At 65.3% G+C, this 16,028-nt stretch carries 18 protein-coding genes and 1 pseudogene; 8 read left to right on the top strand and 11 right to left on the bottom strand.

Annotated features, from left to right (window positions below; all coding sequences use genetic code 11):
- Positions 1–3: 3 nt before the first annotated feature.
- Both AVCA_RS24235 and AVCA_RS02195 read right to left on the bottom strand, forming a co-directional pair.
- Positions 4–162, bottom strand: coding sequence for a YqaE/Pmp3 family membrane protein (locus AVCA_RS24235; RefSeq protein WP_012699156.1), 159 nt, complete (start codon positions 160–162; stop codon positions 4–6).
- Positions 163–638: 476 nt separating this feature from the next.
- Complete coding sequence (locus tag AVCA_RS02195) at positions 639–1,811, bottom strand: aspartate aminotransferase family protein (protein ID WP_236616334.1); 1,173 nt, start codon at positions 1,809–1,811, stop codon at positions 639–641.
- A gap of 220 nt (positions 1,812–2,031) precedes the next feature.
- Between AVCA_RS02195 and AVCA_RS02190 the strand changes: the two genes are divergently transcribed.
- Positions 2,032–2,931, top strand: coding sequence for a LysR family transcriptional regulator (locus AVCA_RS02190; protein WP_012699154.1), 900 nt, complete (start codon positions 2,032–2,034; stop codon positions 2,929–2,931).
- A 641-nt stretch (positions 2,932–3,572) separates the two neighbouring features.
- Positions 3,573–4,034, top strand: a complete 462-nt coding sequence (gene trmL, locus AVCA_RS02185) for a tRNA (uridine(34)/cytosine(34)/5-carboxymethylaminomethyluridine(34)-2'-O)-methyltransferase TrmL (RefSeq protein ID WP_012699153.1) — start codon at positions 3,573–3,575, stop codon at positions 4,032–4,034.
- 52 nt (positions 4,035–4,086) lie between these two features.
- Here trmL and secB read toward each other — a convergent pair whose 3' ends face one another.
- The 3 genes from secB to AVCA_RS02170 are packed head-to-tail and all read right to left on the bottom strand — an operon-like array spanning position 4,087 to position 5,279.
- Positions 4,087–4,578, bottom strand: coding sequence for a protein-export chaperone SecB (secB, locus tag AVCA_RS02180; RefSeq protein ID WP_012699152.1), 492 nt, complete (start codon positions 4,576–4,578; stop codon positions 4,087–4,089).
- A gap of 25 nt (positions 4,579–4,603) precedes the next feature.
- Positions 4,604–4,858, bottom strand: coding sequence for a glutaredoxin 3 (grxC, locus tag AVCA_RS02175; RefSeq protein ID WP_012699151.1), 255 nt, complete (start codon positions 4,856–4,858; stop codon positions 4,604–4,606).
- A 7-nt stretch (positions 4,859–4,865) separates the two neighbouring features.
- A complete protein-coding gene (locus AVCA_RS02170; protein WP_012699150.1) occupies positions 4,866–5,279 on the bottom strand; it encodes a rhodanese-like domain-containing protein in 414 nt (137 codons plus the stop codon).
- A gap of 178 nt (positions 5,280–5,457) precedes the next feature.
- On the opposite strand from AVCA_RS02170, the gene gpmI reads away from it, so the two are divergent.
- From gpmI to AVCA_RS02155, 3 genes are all read left to right on the top strand, one after another.
- A complete protein-coding gene (gene gpmI / locus AVCA_RS02165) occupies positions 5,458–6,993 on the top strand; it encodes a 2,3-bisphosphoglycerate-independent phosphoglycerate mutase (RefSeq protein ID WP_012699149.1) in 1,536 nt (511 codons plus the stop codon).
- Between the two features lie 127 nt (positions 6,994–7,120).
- Positions 7,121–8,383, top strand: a complete 1,263-nt coding sequence (locus AVCA_RS02160) for a murein hydrolase activator EnvC family protein (protein WP_012699148.1) — start codon at positions 7,121–7,123, stop codon at positions 8,381–8,383.
- 29 nt (positions 8,384–8,412) lie between these two features.
- Positions 8,413–9,732: a S41 family peptidase gene (locus AVCA_RS02155; protein ID WP_012699147.1), complete on the top strand. Its 1,320-nt coding sequence runs from the start codon at positions 8,413–8,415 to the stop codon at positions 9,730–9,732.
- Positions 9,733–9,781: 49 nt separating this feature from the next.
- Here AVCA_RS02155 and hisF read toward each other — a convergent pair whose 3' ends face one another.
- The 6 genes from hisF to AVCA_RS02125 form a co-directional block, all read right to left on the bottom strand.
- Positions 9,782–10,552, bottom strand: coding sequence for an imidazole glycerol phosphate synthase subunit HisF (gene hisF, locus AVCA_RS02150; RefSeq protein ID WP_012699146.1), 771 nt, complete (start codon positions 10,550–10,552; stop codon positions 9,782–9,784).
- 92 nt (positions 10,553–10,644) lie between these two features.
- A complete protein-coding gene (gene hisA / locus AVCA_RS02145; RefSeq protein WP_012699145.1) occupies positions 10,645–11,382 on the bottom strand; it encodes a 1-(5-phosphoribosyl)-5-[(5-phosphoribosylamino)methylideneamino]imidazole-4-carboxamide isomerase in 738 nt (245 codons plus the stop codon).
- A 36-nt stretch (positions 11,383–11,418) separates the two neighbouring features.
- Positions 11,419–11,673, bottom strand: coding sequence for a DUF2164 domain-containing protein (locus AVCA_RS02140; protein ID WP_012699144.1), 255 nt, complete (start codon positions 11,671–11,673; stop codon positions 11,419–11,421).
- Positions 11,674–12,312 carry an imidazole glycerol phosphate synthase subunit HisH gene (gene hisH, locus AVCA_RS02135; RefSeq protein WP_012699143.1) on the bottom strand — a complete coding sequence of 213 codons (639 nt, stop codon included), beginning with the start codon at positions 12,310–12,312 and terminating at the stop codon, positions 11,674–11,676.
- Positions 12,312–12,905 (bottom strand): imidazoleglycerol-phosphate dehydratase HisB, encoded by a 594-nt coding sequence (gene hisB / locus AVCA_RS02130; protein WP_012699142.1) that lies wholly within the window; start codon positions 12,903–12,905, stop codon positions 12,312–12,314. The genes hisH and hisB overlap by 1 nt, the downstream gene beginning before the upstream one ends.
- A 337-nt stretch (positions 12,906–13,242) precedes the next feature.
- Positions 13,243–13,632 (bottom strand): hypothetical protein, encoded by a 390-nt coding sequence (locus AVCA_RS02125; RefSeq protein WP_012699141.1) that lies wholly within the window; start codon positions 13,630–13,632, stop codon positions 13,243–13,245.
- Positions 13,633–14,205: 573 nt separating this feature from the next.
- Between AVCA_RS02125 and AVCA_RS02120 the strand changes: the two genes are divergently transcribed.
- The 3 genes and pseudogenes from AVCA_RS02120 (at position 14,206) to AVCA_RS02115 (ending at position 15,956) form a co-directional block, all read left to right on the top strand.
- The gene (locus AVCA_RS02120) at positions 14,206–14,994 is read left to right on the top strand and encodes an RraA family protein (protein WP_231876399.1); all 789 of its coding nucleotides are present in this window, start codon (positions 14,206–14,208) and stop codon (positions 14,992–14,994) included.
- A 332-nt stretch (positions 14,995–15,326) separates the two neighbouring features.
- Positions 15,327–15,547, top strand: a pseudogene (locus tag AVCA_RS24230) (transposase); the annotation flags it as partial.
- A 10-nt stretch (positions 15,548–15,557) separates the two neighbouring features.
- A complete protein-coding gene (locus AVCA_RS02115; RefSeq protein ID WP_012699138.1) occupies positions 15,558–15,956 on the top strand; it encodes an acetyl-CoA sensor PanZ family protein in 399 nt (132 codons plus the stop codon).
- The last annotated feature ends 72 nt before the right edge of the window (positions 15,957–16,028 follow it).

Here is a 16,028-nt window from a genome sequence, read left to right as displayed (position 1 = left end):
GACTCAGCGCCTGGCGATGATGTACACCGCATGGATGATGCCCGGCAGGTAGCCGAGCAGGGTCAGCAGGATGTTCAGCCAGAAGGCGCCGGCGAAACCTACCTGCAGGAACACGCCAAGCGGCGGCAGCAGAATGGCGATGAGAATGCGCAGCAGGTCCATGGGATTCTCCGTCGATGGTCGCGAGGCTTTCCTGAATCGACCCGAGACAGCCCTCCCGGGTTCCTTGGCGCCCGCCGGTCCATGCTTGCCCTGCTCGATGCCCGTTGCGACGTCCGACTGGCGGGACATCCCGTGTCCAGCATTTCGGACATGTCCTGTCCGCAGGATGCCCCTGGCTCGCACGCCCCGTCAGACCTCGGCATGATCGGCGATTTTCAGCGAAATCCACCGCCAATACCCGCACCCGTCCAACGGCACGAATCTCGCTGAGGTTCCAGTGCTCGCCCGTCCCTGCGGAAATCGCGTCGGGGCAGAGCGCGGCACGGTTTGGCGTGAAGGTTGGGCAGCGGTCGGGCCCAGCCTCTTTTTTCGCCTTCGCCTCCACAAGGATTTTCTTCATTCGTTTTGGACCGACAGGCAAAAAAAACGCCCCGGCATTCCTGGCGGGGCGGCTGCGATTTCGCAAGAGACGGTATTCAGTTTCGGCCGGAAACCCGGCACAGCGCACGCGTCAGGCGCTTGAGCATTTCATCGATGTTGCCGTGGCTGACCGTCAGCGCCGGCGAAAAGCGCAGACAGTGCGCCTGCGGCGCGCCGATCAGCAGGCGCTCCTTCAGCGCCGCTTCCACCACCGCCGCAGCCGGGAGGCCCGCCAGCGGCAAATTCGTCAACAAACCCCGGCCGCGCAGCGGGCCGTGACCATAGCGACCGGCCAATTGGACCAGCCCCTCGCGCAGATGCTCGCCGGCCGCTCGAACGTGCTCGAGAAACCCCGCCTCCAGCACTGTGTCGAGTACCGCCAGACCGGCAGCGCTCGCCAGCGCGTTGCCATGACAACTGCCGACCAGATCGCCCGGCTCGAAGCAGCAGGCGCTACCGCGAGCCAGCAGGGCCGCCAGAGGCATTCCCCCGCCCAACCCCGTGCCGAGCGTGACGATGTCGGCACGTACGTCATACAACTCCCCGGCCAGCAGCGCGCCGTAACGCCCGATCCCGGTCTGTACCTCGTCGAGGATCAGCAGCAGGCCGCGCTCGTTGCACAGCCGGGAGACGGCCTGCAGGTACTCGCGAGTCGCCACCTCCGTCTCGCCCTGCAGCGGCTCCAGCATCACCGCCACGGTCCGCTCGTCGAGCGCGGACGCCAACGCCTGCAGATCGTTGCAGGGCACCCCGACGAGTTCCGCCGTACCCGGCTTGTCCACGGCAGTCGCCCAGTACCGGGCGGCCGGCGCATCCTGGACATTGCCGCGAGAACCGTCGCACACCATGACGATGCGACCGGCGCCACCGCGATGCAGTTGCCCCCACTTGCTCGCCAGCCGGATCGCCGCTCCCCTGGCCTCGGCACCGCTGCTCAGGAAATAGGCCTGATCGCTGTCGGTGACCTGGCACAGGCGCGTGGCCAGCTTGAGCATGCCGAGGTTGTAATAACCCGCCCCCGGATTGATCAGATTGTCCACCTGGCGCCGCAAGGCACCCACCAGAACGCTCGGACAATGCCCCAGGCTGTTCGCCATCAACCCCTGGGTGAAGTCGAGATAGGCATCACCTTCGACATCCCACAACCAGGACCCCTGGCCGCGCACGAAAAGCTGCGACGGACGCTCCAGGGTGCGCATCATCCGCATGCAGGCCAAGGCTTCACGCACCTTGCACCCCCTCCGGGCAGAGAGCCCGGCAGCCAGCGGCGCGGCTCAGTTCGACATCAATTCCTTCGGCTTTGCCTATGAGCACCCTTGATACCACTGCCTGGCACATCACTCAGCCTGGCCTCCAGAGCGCTGTAAGCGTGATCGATGGGGATTAGACTAGGAGGTATCGCCACCCACGGCTATTTCGATTTTCCAGATTCATCGATAAGAGAAAGTTATGGATTTCCGTCAGTTGCGTTATTTCGTCGCCCTGTACGAGGAAGGCCACGTAAGGCGCGCCGCAGAGCGCCTGAGCCTATCGCAGCCAGCGCTCTCGCAGCAGATCCGCCACCTCGAGTCGGACCTCGACGTCAGCCTGTTTCAGCGCACCGGCAAGCGCCTGCTGCCGACCCTCGCCGCGCAGACCCTGTACACCCATGCGGTGCCGCTACTGGAAGGCCTGGAGCGCGCCCGCGACGCACTGCGCGCCTTCCGTGGGCAGGCGGCACGCAGCCTGGCGGTCGGTGTGCTACAAACGGTCAGCGCCAGCCTGGTGCCGCCGCTGCTGGAGCGTCTGCGCCAGGCCCAGCCGCACCTGGTGGTACAGCTCTACGAATTGTCCGGCACCGATATCGAACGACGCCTGCTGGCCGGTACCCTGGATATCGGCATCGGTTTTCTGCCGCCGCGTCAGCCCGGGCTGCACAGCCTGCCGTTGTACGAGGATGAATTGCAGCTGGTGATCCCGGAAAAGCATCCGCTCAAGGACTTCAAGAAGGTTTCCCTGGCCCAGGCGGCGGAGTTGCCGATGCTGCTGTTCGGCGAGGAATTCCGCGTGCGGCAGATCTGGCAGGAGCAGCTCGGCATGCTCGGCCGGCGTCCGCAGGTACAGGCCGAGCTGAACCACATGAACAGCATCCTCGACAGCCTGCCGCACACGACCCTGGCCACGGTGCTGCCGGGCTGTTCGCGGCCGCCGCACAGCCATCCGGGTCTGTTGTGGAAACCGCTCAGCGAACCGCGCATCCCCCTGAAGGTGGGACTGGTCTACCGCGATGCGCAGCGCCAGCAGGGCATGGTGAACCTGCTGCGCTCGCTGCTGGAGGGAATGCCCGGCCTCCATGAGGTCCGCGGCTGAGTCCAAAGCGCCGTTTCGCAGGCGCAAAAAAAGAAAACCCCGCAAAGCGGGGTCTTGCAGACTGATTCTGACATCCCTGACTACCTCCGCCATCCTGGCGGAACATCCCCGATCGTCCCTGAATCGTCCATGAGTCACATGGCGCATCCTGCGCGCATCGTCCCTGAACAATGCCATCCTGGCGATCGTCCCTGAGTTCCCCAATGCATCCTGCGCCAACCATCCCTGCGGCCTCACCCTCCCGGTGAATTCCCGACCCCATCCATGCCGGTCGATGCGCCTCCTGCGCGATCTCCCTATCATCCGCCATCCTGGCGGAACCTGCGACGCCGTCCGTGTTTTTCGATGCGCTTCCTGCGCGACGCCCTTGAGCAATAGACTAGGCATCCCCCCATCGACTAAACAGTGGCGATCGCCATCACACCATGTAAGCCTTTGCCTATATCCCCTGCCGGACCGATCCGTCTCTTCGGCCGAGCCCGAAAGCCCTGGCACACAGGATGCTTCGCCTCGGCACGGAACATCGGGAGCCCCGGTCGGCAACGCCGACATCCGGCTCGCCATCGCGGGACGGCGGCGCCCCGGCTACGGCAAGGGTGCGGCGACAGGATAGAATGCCGCCTCCCTGTCCGGAGCCGTGCATGTTTCACGTCATCCTCTTCCAACCGGAAATCCCACCGAACACCGGCAATATCATCAGGCTCTGCGCCAACACCGGCTGCAGCCTGCATCTGATCGATCCGCTGGGCTTCGAACTGGACGACAAGCGCCTGCGCCGCGCCGGCCTGGACTACCACGAATATGCCACCCTCAAGCGCCACGCCGACCTGCCCTCCTGCCTGGAGAGCCTCGGTCGGCCGCGCCTGTTCGCCTTCACCACCAAGGGATCGCAGCCCTATCACAGCGTGGCCTACCGGCGCGGCGACGCCTTCCTGTTCGGGCCGGAAAGCCGTGGGCTACCGCAGGAAGTCCGCGAGAGCCTGCCGCCGGAGCAGCGCCTGCGCCTGCCGATGCGCTCCGCCTGTCGCAGCCTGAACCTGTCGAACACGGTGGCGGTGGCGGTCTACGAGGCCTGGCGCCAGCTCGATTTCGCGATGGACTGAGCGGAAACGAAAAAGCGCCCCGCAGGGCGCTTTTCTCGGCAGGGCTGCGACCTTACTGCACCGTACCCGATGCCTGGCCCTCGGCCTGCATCCGCGCCAGTTCCTGGGCGTAGAGCACGTCGAAATTCACCGGCGCCAGCATCAGGGCCGGGAAGGAGCCACGCACGACCAGATTGTCCAGCGCCTCGCGGGCATAGGGGAAGAGCAGACTCGGGCAGAAGGCGCCCAGGGTGTGACCCATGGCTTCGGCGTCCAGGCCCTTGATCAGGAAGATGCCGGCCTGCTGCACCTCGGCGATGAAGGCCACTTCCTCGCCGGTCTTCACGGTGACCGAAAGGCTCAGCACCACTTCGTAGAAGTCGCCGCCGTCGAGCGCTTTCTGCCTGGTGTTCAGGTCCAGTTGGACACTCGGCTTCCAGTCCTGGCGGAAGATCTCCGGCGCCTTCGGTGCCTCGAAGGAAAGGTCGCGCACATAGATGCGCTGCAGGGAGAATTGGGCGTTCTGGCCGTCTTGTGCGGCGCCGTTGCTAGCTTGTTCAGTCATGGCAGAGCCTTGTCGATTTGCGGATTCAATCCTCGAGCAGCGCGTCCAGGCGGCCCGCGCGCTCCAGGGCATGGAGATCGTCACACCCACCCACGTGGGTATCGCCGATCCAGATTTGCGGAACCGAGGTGCGTCCGGCCTTGCGGGTCATCTCGGCGCGCAGCTCCGGTTTGCCGTCGACACCGATCTCCCGGTAGGCGACGCCTTTCCTGTCCAGCAGTTGCTTGGCCCGTATGCAGTAGGGGCACCAGGCGCTGGTATAGATGACGATGTGCGGCATGGCTCCCTCACTTGACCACGGGCAGGTTGTCCCCGCGCCAGGTGCTCATCCCGCCGGCCAGCCTGGCCACGTCGAAGCCGGCCTTCTGCAGGTCGCGGCAGACGGTTCCGGCGTGCTGGCCCATGGCGTCGACCACAATGAGGGTCTTGCTCCTGAACTTTTCCAGTTCGGCGATGCGGCCGGTCAGTTTGTCGTAGGGAATATTGAGTGCATCGACGATGTGCCCGCCGGAGAACTCCTTGTGGGCACGCACATCCAGCACCATGCCCTGACCACCGTTGAGCAGCGAGGTCAGCTCGCCGCTGCTGAGGCTGCGACCGCCGCGACGCAGCTCGGTCACCAGCAGCAGAACCAGCAGGACCAGCAGGAGGCCGACGAGGATATAGTGGTTGGAAGCGAATTCGATCAGCTTGGGGACCATCGGGAAGTTCCAGAACGGTAAAATCCCGGCAGTATACACAGCCCCCCGGACCGGCTGAACCCGCCAGCGCGGCGGCAGTCAATGGCAATGACGCTGCGCTTCGCGAAGCAGTAGACTGCCGCCCTTCGCACGCCTCGGGCTGCCGGGCACCCACCTCACCGCAATCAGAGTCGGAACCATGACTGCCACCCCCAAACCACTGGTTCTCATCATCCTCGATGGCTTCGGTCACAGTGACAGCCCTGCCTACAACGCCATTCACGCCGCCCGCACCCCGGTCTACGACCGCCTGCTCGCCACCTGCCCCCACGGCCTGATCTCCGGCTCCGGCATGGACGTCGGCCTGCCCGACGGCCAGATGGGCAACTCCGAGGTCGGCCACATGAACCTCGGCGCCGGCCGCGTGCTCTACCAGGACTTCACCCGGGTGACCAAGGCCATCCAGGACGGCGAGTTCTTCGACAACCCGGCCATCTGCGCCGCCGTCGACCATGCCGTCGCCGCCGGCAAGGCGGTGCATATCCTCGGCCTGCTCTCCGAAGGCGGCGTGCACAGCCACCAGGACCATATCGCCGCCATGGCCGAGCTGGCCGCGCGGCGCGGCGCCGAGAAGATCTACCTGCACGCCTTCCTCGACGGCCGCGACACCCCGCCCAGGAGCGCCCAGGGCCCCATCGAGGCGCTCGAAGCCACCTTCGAACGCCTCGGCAAGGGCCGCATCGCCACGCTGATCGGCCGCTACTTCGCGATGGACCGCGACAACCGCTGGGATCGTGTCGAACAGGCCTACCGGCTGATCGTCGACGGCAAGGCCGAATACGCCGCCGAAACCGCCGCGGCCGGCCTGCAGGCCGCCTACGCCCGCGACGAGAGCGACGAGTTCGTCAAGGCCACCGCCATCGGCGCGCCGGTGCGCGTGGAAGACGGCGACGCCGTGGTGTTCATGAACTTCCGCGCCGACCGCGCCCGCGAACTGAGCCGCACCTTCGTCGAGGCCGATTTCAAGGAGTTCGAGCGCCCGCACGTGCCGCGGCTGGCCGGCTTCGTCACCCTCACCCAGTATTCGGCGAGCATCCCGGCGCCCTGCGCCTTCCCGCCGACGGAACTGACCAACGTGCTCGGCGAGTACCTGGCGAACAACGGCAAGACCCAGTTGCGCATCGCCGAGACCGAGAAGTACGCCCACGTCACCTTCTTCTTCTCTGGCGGCCGCGAGGAGCCGTTCGCGGGCGAGGAACGCATCCTGATCCCCTCGCCGCAGGTCGCCACCTACGACCTCAAGCCGGAGATGAGCGCGCCGGAAGTCACCGAGCGCATGGTCGAGGCCATCGAAAACCGGCGCTACGACGTGATCATCGCCAACTACGCCAACGGCGACATGGTCGGCCACACCGGGGTATTCGAGGCGGCGGTCAAGGCAGTGGAATGCCTGGACGCCAGCCTCGGGCGCATCGTCGCGGCGCTGGAGAAGGTCGGCGGCGAGGCGCTGATCACCGCCGACCACGGCAACGTCGAGCAGATGCGCGACGAAAGCACCGGCCAGGCGCACACCGCGCACACCTGCGAGCCGGTGCCCTTCATCTACGTGGGCAAGCGCGCGCTGCGCATCCGCGCGGGCGGTGTGCTGGCCGACGTGGCGCCGACCATGCTGAAGCTGCTCGACCTGCCGCAGCCGCGGGAAATGACCGGCCGGCCGCTGGTCGAGCCGGCCTGAGGCGGCAAGACGCGGGCAGGTCCCGGGCCTGTCCGCCGGCCGTCCGGAGTCATTGCTGCGGCTTGCAGCCGGACGACACATTTTTAGGCATACTTATGCCGATCCACTCTCTCGACGCCGCACGCCCATGTCCCGCATCCTTCCCCCGCTGATCCTCGCCCTCGCGCTCAGCCCGGCATTCGCCGACGAGCGCAGCGAAACCCTCGAGCAACTGGAGCGGGCCCGCCAGGACATCGCCACGCTGAAGAAGCTGCAGGAGCAGTTGAACCGGGAAAGGAGCGGCGTGCAGCAGGAGCTGGGCAAGACCGAACGGGAGATGGGCGACCTGGAAAACCGGGTACGCGAGCTGCAGAACGAACTGGACGGGCGCGAACGGGAGATCCGTCGTCTCGACCGGGAAAAGCAGACGCTGCAAGAGACCCGCGACGAACAGCAGCGGCTGATCGCCGTGCAGACCCGCGCCACCTACCAGAGCGGTCGCCAGGAATACCTCAAGCTGCTGCTCAACCAGCAGCGGCCGGAGTTGCTGTCGCGTACCCTGGCCTATTACGGCTACTTCGACCAGGCGCGCCAGAGGCAGCTCGAAGCCCTCGACGCGACCCTGCGCCAGTTGGCCGCGGTCGAGCAGGACCTCGCCACCCAGCGGACTCGGCTCAGCGAGCGCAAGAGCGAGCTGGAAGAGCGCCGCGAGCGGCTCGCCGCCCTGCGCCAGGAGCGTCGCCGGATGCTGGTCCGCCTGAACCGGGAATACGCCAGCGGCGCCCGGAAACTCGAGGCCCGCGAGGAAGAGCGGGCCGAACTCGGCCGGGTGTTGCGGCGCATCGAGGAAGCCCTCGCCCGCCAGGCCCGCGAGGCCGAGGAGGCGCGCCAGCGCGCCCTCGCCGAACAGCGCCGCCAGCAGGAGCAGGAAAGGCAGCGCCAGCGCGCCAGCGCGCCCGCCGGCGAGGCCCCGCTCCTGTCCGGCCGGGGAACGGTTCCCGACGGCCCCTTCGCCCGTGCGCGCGGCAGCCTGCCCTGGCCGGTCGATGGCCGTCTGCTGGTGCCCTATGGCTCGCCACGCAGCGAAGATGCCCGCACTCGCTGGGACGGTGTCCTGATCAGCGCCAATGCCGGCACTCCGGTACGCGCCATCCATGCCGGGCGCGTGGTCTTCGCCGACTGGCTGCGCGGCTCGGGCCTGCTGGTCATTCTCGACCACGGCAATGGCTACCTGAGCCTCTACGGGCATAATGAGAGTTTGTTGAAAAGCGCCGGCGACATGGTCAAGGCCGGCGAACCGATCGCGACGGTCGGTACCAGTGGCGGGCAGGACATGCCTGCGCTTTACTTCGCCATCCGCCAGCAGGGCCACCCGAGCGATCCCGCCCTGTGGTGCCGCGCGCAGGGATAGCGCCGCTTTCACTCGAGGAGTCCGTTTTCATGCCGTACCTGCCCCGCCCCCTGTCGCTGGCCCTGGTCGCCGCCCTGGCGCTCGGCGCTCCCCTCCTGCGCGCCGAGGAGGCGCCCGCGCCAGCCGCCGAGACGCGAGGCAAGCCCCTCCTGCCCCTCGAAGAGCTGCGCACCTTCGCCGAGGTCATGGACCGCATCAAGGCCGCCTATGTCGAGCCGGTGGACGACAAGACCCTGCTGGAAAACGCCATCAAGGGCATGATCAGCAATCTCGATCCGCACTCGGCCTACCTCGAGCCCGAGGAATTCCTCGACCTGCAGGAGAGCACCAGCGGCGAGTTCGGCGGTCTCGGCGTCGAGGTCGGCATGGAGGACGACCAGCTCAAGGTGGTCGCGCCGATCGACGACACGCCGGCGGCCAAGGCCGGCATCGAGGCCGGCGACCTGATCGTCCGGATCGACGGCCAGCCGACCAAGGGCATGTCCATGCTCGAAGCCGTGGACAAGATGCGCGGCAAGCCCGGCAGCAAGATCGAGCTGACCCTGGTGCGCGAGGGCGGCAGGCCGTTCGATGTCAGCCTGACCAGGGCGGTGATCAAGGTCAAGAGCGTGAAGAGCCAGTCGCTCGAGTCCGGCTACGGCTACCTGCGCATCACCCAGTTCCAGGTCAACAGCGGCGAGGAAGTCGGCAAGGCGCTGGCGCGCCTGAAGCAGGAGAACGGCGGACAGAAGCTGAAGGGCCTGGTGCTGGACCTGCGCAACAACCCCGGCGGCGTGCTGCAGTCGGCCGTCGAGGTGACCGACCATTTCCTCACCAAGGGCCTGATCGTCTACACCAAGGGCCGCATCGCCAACTCCGAACTGCGCTTCTCCGCCGACCCGGCCGACGCCAGCGAAGGCGTGCCGATGGTGACGCTGATCAACGGCGGCAGCGCCTCGGCCGCGGAGATCGTCGCCGGCGCCCTGCAGGATCACAAGCGGGCGGTGCTGATGGGCACCGACAGCTTCGGCAAGGGCTCGGTGCAGACCGTGCTGCCGCTGAACAACGACCGCGCCCTGAAGCTGACCACCGCTCTCTACTTCACCCCCAACGGCCGTTCGATCCAGGCTCAGGGCATAGTGCCGGACATCGTGGTGGAGCGCGCCAAGCTGACCCAGGACGCCCAGCAGGAACACCTGCGCGAGGCCGATCTGGCCGGCCACCTGGGCAACGGCAACGGCGGGCCGGACAAGCCCAGCGGCAAGGCCGGGCAGGAAGGCAAGGCGCGTCCGCAGGACGACGACTACCAGTTGAGCCAGGCGCTCAACCTGCTCAAGGGCCTCAACCTGACCCGCGGACTGCAGCGGTAACAGGCCGGCGTCGAACGGGAGGAAGGCGCCTGCGCCCTCCTCGCCGATGTCAGCGCACCACTATGCCGCGACCGGCCAGGTAGGCCTTGGCCTCCGGCACCGTGTACTCGCCGAAGTGAAAGATGCTCGCCGCCAGCACCGCATCGGCCTTGCCCTCGAGGATGCCGGCCGCCAGGTGTTCGAGGTTGCCGACGCCGCCCGAGGCGATCACCGGGATGCCCACCGCCTCGCTGATGGCGCGGGTCACGCCCAGGTCGAAACCGCTCTTCATGCCGTCCTGGTCCATGCTGGTCAGCAGGATCTCGCCGGCGCCGTAGTCTTCCATCTTCTTCGCCCAGGCCACCGCGTCCAGCCCGGTGGGCTTGCGTCCGCCGTGGGTGAAGATTTCCCAGCGCGGCGCTTCGCCCGGCCCCGACACCTTCTTGGCGTCGATGGCGACCACGATGCACTGCGAGCCGAAGCGCCCGGCGGCCTCGCCGACGAACTCCGGGTTGAACACCGCGGCGGTGTTGATCGATACCTTGTCGGCACCGGCGTTCAGCAGGTTGCGGATATCCTGCACGGTGCGCACGCCGCCCCCGACGGTCAGCGGGATGAACACCTGGCTGGCCATGCGCTCGACGGTGTGCAGGGTGGTGTCGCGCCCCTCGTGGCTGGCGGTGATGTCGAGGAAGGTGATCTCGTCGGCGCCCTGCTCGTCGTAGCGCTGGGCGATCTCGACGGGGTCTCCGGCGTCGCGGATGTTCTCGAACCTGACGCCCTTGACCACGCGGCCGTTGTCCACGTCGAGGCAAGGGATGATGCGTTTGGCAAGGGCCATGGTGGTGTCCTCTCTGGGTAGGGTGGACAACGCTCTGCTTGTCCCCCGTCATTCGATGGAAAACGCTGCGCGGTTTTCCACCCTACGCGTTGTCAGCCCTTGAAGCCGTCGCACAGCGCCTGGGCTTCGGCCACGTCCAGGGTACCCTCGTAGATGGCGCGGCCGGTGATGGCGCCGACGATCCCCGGAGCGCGAGCATCCAGCAGCTTGCGGATGTCGCCGAGGTCGTGGATGCCGCCGGAGGCGATCACCGGGATGCGCGTGGCGGCGGCCAGGGCGGCGGTGGCCTCGACATTGCAGCCCTGCATCATGCCGTCCTTGGCGATATCCGTATAGACGATGGCGGACACGCCGTCGGCCTCGAAGCGCCTGGCCAGGTCGACGACCTGCACGCTGCTGACCTCGGCCCAGCCGTCGGTGGCGACGAAGCCGTCCCTGGCATCCAGGCCGACGATCACCTTGCCGGGAAAGGCTCGGCAGGCTTCGCCGACGAACTCCGGCTGCTTGACCGCCTTGGTGCCGATGATCACGTAGCCGACGCCCGCCTTCACGTAGTGCTCGATGGTCTCCAGCGAACGTATGCCGCCGCCGATCTGGATCGGCAGGTCCGGGTAGCGCCGGGCGATGGCGGTGACCACTTCGCCGTTGATCGGCTGGCCCTCGAAGGCGCCGTTGAGGTCGACCAGGTGCAGGCGGCGGCAGCCGGCTTCGACCCATCTGGCGGCCATGGCCACCGGGTCGTCGGAGAACACCGTGGAATCGTCCATGCGGCCCTGGCGCAGGCGCACGCAGGCGCCGTCCTTGAGGTCGATTGCGGGAATGATCAGCATCGGTTGAACCTGCTCAAGTCTCGGAATTCGAAAGGGTCAGCTCTTCTCGAGCGCCCACAAGTCGCTTTCGATGCTCTCGAACCTGTCCTTCAGGTGCGCCTGCACATCGAAGATCGCCTTGTTGTAGTAGTGGGGAGCGATTTCCCGGCCGAACAGATCCAGCAACTCCTGCACTTCGAACGAGCCCAGCTCGAGTTCGAAGCGATCGGCCAGGAAACGCTTGAGAATCAGCAACGCGGCCTGCTCCTGCGCGGCATCCAGGGAGAGAGCCGGGGTCTTGATCCGGCCCATCTACCAGCGCCCGTCCCAGGCGGCGAAGTTCTGCAGCAGTTGCAGGCCGTGGGTGTGGCTCTTTTCCGGGTGGAACTGCACGGCGAAGCGCGAGCCCTCGGCCAGCGCGGCGGCGAAGTCGACCCCGTAGTGGCCGCGACCGACCACCTGGCGCGGATTGCCGGCCTCGATGTAGTAGCTGTGCACGAAATAGAAGCGGCCACGGTCCGGGATGTTGTGCCAGAGCGGATGGTCGACGCTCTGCGCGACCTCGTTCCAGCCCATGTGCGGCACCTTGAGGTGCTCGCCGCCCTCGACCAGGTCCTTGCCGAAGAAGCGCACCCGGCCGGGGAACAGGCCGATGCAGTCGACCCCGCCGTTCTCCTCGCTGTGCTCCAGCAACGCCTGCATGCCGACGCAGATGCCGAGGAACGGCCGGTCGGCGCTCACCTCGCGGACCAGGGCGTCGAAGCCCAGGCGACGGATCTCGGCCATGCAGTCGCGGATCGCGCCGACACCGGGAAACACCACCCGGTCGGCCTCGCGGATCACTTGGGCGTCGCTGGTGATCAGCACCCTGCCGGCGCCGACGTGCTCCAGCGCCTTGGCCACCGAGTGCAGGTTGCCCATGCCATAGTCGATCACGGCTACCGTCTGCATCACAGGCACCCCTTGGTGGAGGGCGTCTGCCCGACCATGCGCGGGTCGGGCTCGACGGCCATGCGCAGGGCGCGGCCGAAGGCCTTGAACACCGTCTCGATCTGGTGATGGGTATTGCTGCCGCGCAGGTTGTCGATATGCAGGGTCACCTGGGCGTGATTGACGAAGCCCTGGAAGAACTCCTGGAACAGGTCCACGTCGAAGCTGCCGACCCGCGCGCGGGTGTAGGGCACCTGCATCGACAGGCCCGGGCGGCCGGAAAAGTCCACCACCACCCTCGACAGCGCCTCGTCCAGCGGCACGTAGGAATGGCCGTAGCGGACGATGCCCTTCTTGTCGCCGATGGCCCTGGCGAAGGCCTGGCCGAGCGTGATGCCGACATCTTCCACGGTATGGTGGTCGTCGATGTGCAGGTCGCCCTGGCACTCGATATCCAGGTCGATCAGGCCGTGGCGGGCGATCTGGTCGAGCATGTGCTCGAAAAAGGGCACGCCGGTGGCGAACCGGGTCTTGCCGGTGCCGTCCAGGTTGACCGAGACCTTGATCCGGGTCTCCAGGGTGTTGCGCTCGACGCAAGCCGTACGTTCGGCCATCCACAGCTCCGCTAGTCGTGGGACGAAAGGGCGTCATTATAGGCGCAAACCCCGGAACCGGATAAGCCGTCCAGCCCGCCAGTGGCCGTTTGCTCCGGCTCGACTCGAAGTACCCCGCCCAGCTTCGCGGTAGCGGGCCGATCCGCACGATGCCTCGCCCCACCGCGTCCCACGCAACAGATCCCCGGATCGCTCGCGCAGGCAGCCGCATTTCCGGGCCACAGGGCACCGAACAGCGTCGGTCGCGCCGCTGCGCGCCATGCCCGGCGCACCCAAAAAAGAACCCCCGCCGGTGTGGCGGGGGTTCGGTGTTCCGATCTGTCGATCGTCGCGGGAATCAGCGGCCGTTATAGGCGAAGGCTTCGGCGGTTTCCGGGGTCCAGCCGTAGGGACGTGGGCGGTTGCCGTGGATCACGACCTTATCGCCTTCGGCGAAGACGTAGTTCGGCGAGCGGTATTCCTTCAGTTCGCCGCTGTCGGTACGCACCAGGTAGATGCGCTCGCTGGCACCCAGGGCCTTCTGGCCGGAACCACCGAACAGCGCGCCGAGGCCCGCGCCGATCAGCGCACCGATCGGACCGCCGACGGAGCCGGCCATCATGCCACTCATGCCGCCCGTGGCCTGTCCGGAAGTCTCGCTCGTCACTTCCCGGACGATTTCCGCGGCGTTGACAGTACCGACGGTGAGCATGCCGATGGTCAGAGCCAGCATTCCGAATTTTTTCATGGCGGTTCCCCCAGAGCGAGACGAGCGGTCGTTACCAGTCGATTCAATCGAGACGAGATGTGGCGCCGTTATCGCCGTTGTTTCGTCTCCCTTGGGACAGAAGCTACCGCTTTCATTGACATGAATCAATAAAACGATCGCCTTCTTATGCTTAAGGAGGGGGAGGCCCCATGGGCCGGCAAACGATTCCTCCAGGCTGCGTGCTTCCACATCGCGCAGGGTCCGCGCCAACGACGCCCCGGAGATATTGGGCAGCGCCCGCCAGGCCCCACCTGTACGGCACTGGCCGCCCGGCCAGTAGTCGAGGCGTGCGCAGCGGCGTGCGGAGCCACTTCCCGGTAAACAGGGGTATGACCTGGCGCGGCGCGCAATTGAGCATGGGCTTGCGGGTGGCGGCCCGTGCCGGACAGTCCAAGTCGGCGGACTCCTCTCGATCCGCTCCCGAATGCAGCATCGACGTAAAAAGCTCTTTCATTTCTATAAGAATTTGGGAAATACTAAGCCGGGTTTCAAAGTATAGATGCCCTAAAAAATTTGCGTCCTAAAACAATTACTCTCCGAGGCAAATTCTAAATGAATAAAATGATGGTTAAGACTGCTCTCTGTGGCGCCCTATTACTTTGCTCTTCTGCTCCTTTAATAGCAGCAGATACCAATACCCCTAATGTGGAGGCCAAAGTAGGCTTTAGAATTTTTACCAAGGTCAACCGCCCCAGCCAAGAGCTGGTCGAAAGTTTCCGCGATCTGCCTGTGTCCAATATTTCTGATATGGTCAGTCGCACCAGGGTTGTGGATGCCCGCATCAAAAAAGTCAGTGAAAACAACCTACTGGGTGTGGCTTTCACGGTAAAAACCCGGCCGGACGATAACCTCATGGCCCATAAAGCCATACAAATGGCCCAACCCGGCGACATTATTGTGATTGATGCCCGGGGTGATTTAAACAACGCCATTATTGGCGAGCAGATGGTGCGCACCGCTATTCAGCGCAAACTGGGGGGCATTATTGTAGATGGGGCTGTCCGCGATTATGAATATCTAGCCGAACAAACGGATATTCCGGTTTATGCTGCCGGTGTAACTCCTGCCGGCCCCTATAAAGATGGCCCCGGTGAAATTAATACTCCAGTCAATATTGGCGGTATCGTTGTCAGACCCGGAGATATTTTAATTGGTGATGATGATGGCATTGTTGTTATTGAGCCCGCCACCGCCAAACAAGTAGCCGAACAATCGAAAAAGAAAAACGACGCCGAAGCCAGTGCCATCAGTAAGATTGTTAAAGGTGAACAGGATCACTCTTGGATTGACCGTAATCTGCAAGAAAAATCCGTGCAGATTATTGATGACTACTACCAATAAATCTTTTGTGCCTTGTTTGGATTCAGTCTTTATCTAAAAGGCACTCAATAAAATAACTAACAGCAATATCACTTGATACGAGGGCAGTGTGAGCAAAGCTAACACTGCCCTTTAAGCTCATCCGTGTTGAGCGTGAGCTATCAAGGCTTTCATTTCTTTTATAAAGGCAGGGCGAGGCTTCGGCCGGGACATTGGCGCTGCGGCCCTTGCGCCCCCCTTTTCCAACATCGCTGGCGGCGCTGCCTACCCGGATTGACGTCGAGTCGATTACCAGCCCGATAAAGCCGTTTTCGCGCAGACACCGGCGCGAATATCGCGGATATCAGCCGAAGATAGCGTCCGATGTCGAGTACGCCAAACGCAGGCGGGGCCGGCGCGGGCGTTTCCTCGCCGAGAAGGAACAGGTGGTACCATGGCCGGGCTTGCTGGCGTTGATCGAGCCGTTCTACCCGGGACCGGCGATGGTCGGCCGCCCTATCCGCCGGAAACCATGCTGCGCATCCATCCATTGCAGAACTGGTTCGTCTTGAGCGATCCAGCAAACGACAAGGCCTTCGAAAACCATGCCCGTCCACGTCGAAACGCTCACCGCCGCCAGCCCCCAGGACCGCCTCGATCTGGCGAAGATCTACGCCGACGCTCCCGGCTGGCTGCTGGCCCCGCATGCCGATGCCGAACGCCTGATCGCCGCCGGGCTCGAACGCGGCACGCTGATCGCCGGCCGCTTCAACGACCGTCTGCTCGGCGCCGCCCTGCTGGAAAGGAACGATGATTGCTGGCGGCTGTCGCACCTCTGCGTGCGGCGGATCACCCGCGGCCGTGGTGTCGCCCGCCGCCTGCTCGACGAGGCCAGGCGCCTCGCCGAAGCGGCCGGCAAGCCCCTGCGCCTGGCCGGCCCCGTCGACCAGTTGGAAAGCCAGGCCCTGGCCGCCCGCAGCCAATTGCCGCTGGACCCCATCTGAGCTTGCCGCCGGCGCCCGGCCGCCGGGCGCGCATGGCTCGTGCCGGCACGATGGGCCGTTATACTCGGCGGC

The organism is Azotobacter vinelandii CA (genome assembly GCF_000380335.1).
Lineage (GTDB): Bacteria > Pseudomonadota > Gammaproteobacteria > Pseudomonadales > Pseudomonadaceae > Azotobacter > Azotobacter vinelandii.
Note: the sequence above shows the minus strand (reverse complement) of the source record. Positions and strands in the feature narration are given on the sequence as shown.

Coding starts and splice junctions, on each gene's coding strand:
- hisF (WP_012699146.1), bottom strand. CDS start 10,552: ATGGCCCTTGCCAAACGCATCATCCCTTGCCTCGACGTGGACAACGGC.
- AVCA_RS02155 (WP_012699147.1), top strand. CDS start 8,413: ATGCCGTACCTGCCCCGCCCCCTGTCGCTGGCCCTGGTCGCCGCCCTG.
- trmL (WP_012699153.1), top strand. CDS start 3,573: ATGTTTCACGTCATCCTCTTCCAACCGGAAATCCCACCGAACACCGGC.
- hisA (WP_012699145.1), bottom strand. CDS start 11,382: ATGCTGATCATTCCCGCAATCGACCTCAAGGACGGCGCCTGCGTGCGC.
- AVCA_RS02190 (WP_012699154.1), top strand. CDS start 2,032: ATGGATTTCCGTCAGTTGCGTTATTTCGTCGCCCTGTACGAGGAAGGC.
- AVCA_RS02140 (WP_012699144.1), bottom strand. CDS start 11,673: ATGGGCCGGATCAAGACCCCGGCTCTCTCCCTGGATGCCGCGCAGGAG.
- hisB (WP_012699142.1), bottom strand. CDS start 12,905: ATGGCCGAACGTACGGCTTGCGTCGAGCGCAACACCCTGGAGACCCGG.
- AVCA_RS02115 (WP_012699138.1), top strand. CDS start 15,558: ATGCCCGTCCACGTCGAAACGCTCACCGCCGCCAGCCCCCAGGACCGC.
- grxC (WP_012699151.1), bottom strand. CDS start 4,858: ATGCCGCACATCGTCATCTATACCAGCGCCTGGTGCCCCTACTGCATA.
- secB (WP_012699152.1), bottom strand. CDS start 4,578: ATGACTGAACAAGCTAGCAACGGCGCCGCACAAGACGGCCAGAACGCC.
- AVCA_RS24235 (WP_012699156.1), bottom strand. CDS start 162: ATGGACCTGCTGCGCATTCTCATCGCCATTCTGCTGCCGCCGCTTGGC.
- AVCA_RS02160 (WP_012699148.1), top strand. CDS start 7,121: ATGTCCCGCATCCTTCCCCCGCTGATCCTCGCCCTCGCGCTCAGCCCG.
- AVCA_RS02125 (WP_012699141.1), bottom strand. CDS start 13,632: ATGAAAAAATTCGGAATGCTGGCTCTGACCATCGGCATGCTCACCGTC.
- hisH (WP_012699143.1), bottom strand. CDS start 12,312: ATGCAGACGGTAGCCGTGATCGACTATGGCATGGGCAACCTGCACTCG.
- AVCA_RS02170 (WP_012699150.1), bottom strand. CDS start 5,279: ATGGTCCCCAAGCTGATCGAATTCGCTTCCAACCACTATATCCTCGTC.
- gpmI (WP_012699149.1), top strand. CDS start 5,458: ATGACTGCCACCCCCAAACCACTGGTTCTCATCATCCTCGATGGCTTC.
- AVCA_RS02120 (WP_231876399.1), top strand. CDS start 14,206: ATGAATAAAATGATGGTTAAGACTGCTCTCTGTGGCGCCCTATTACTT.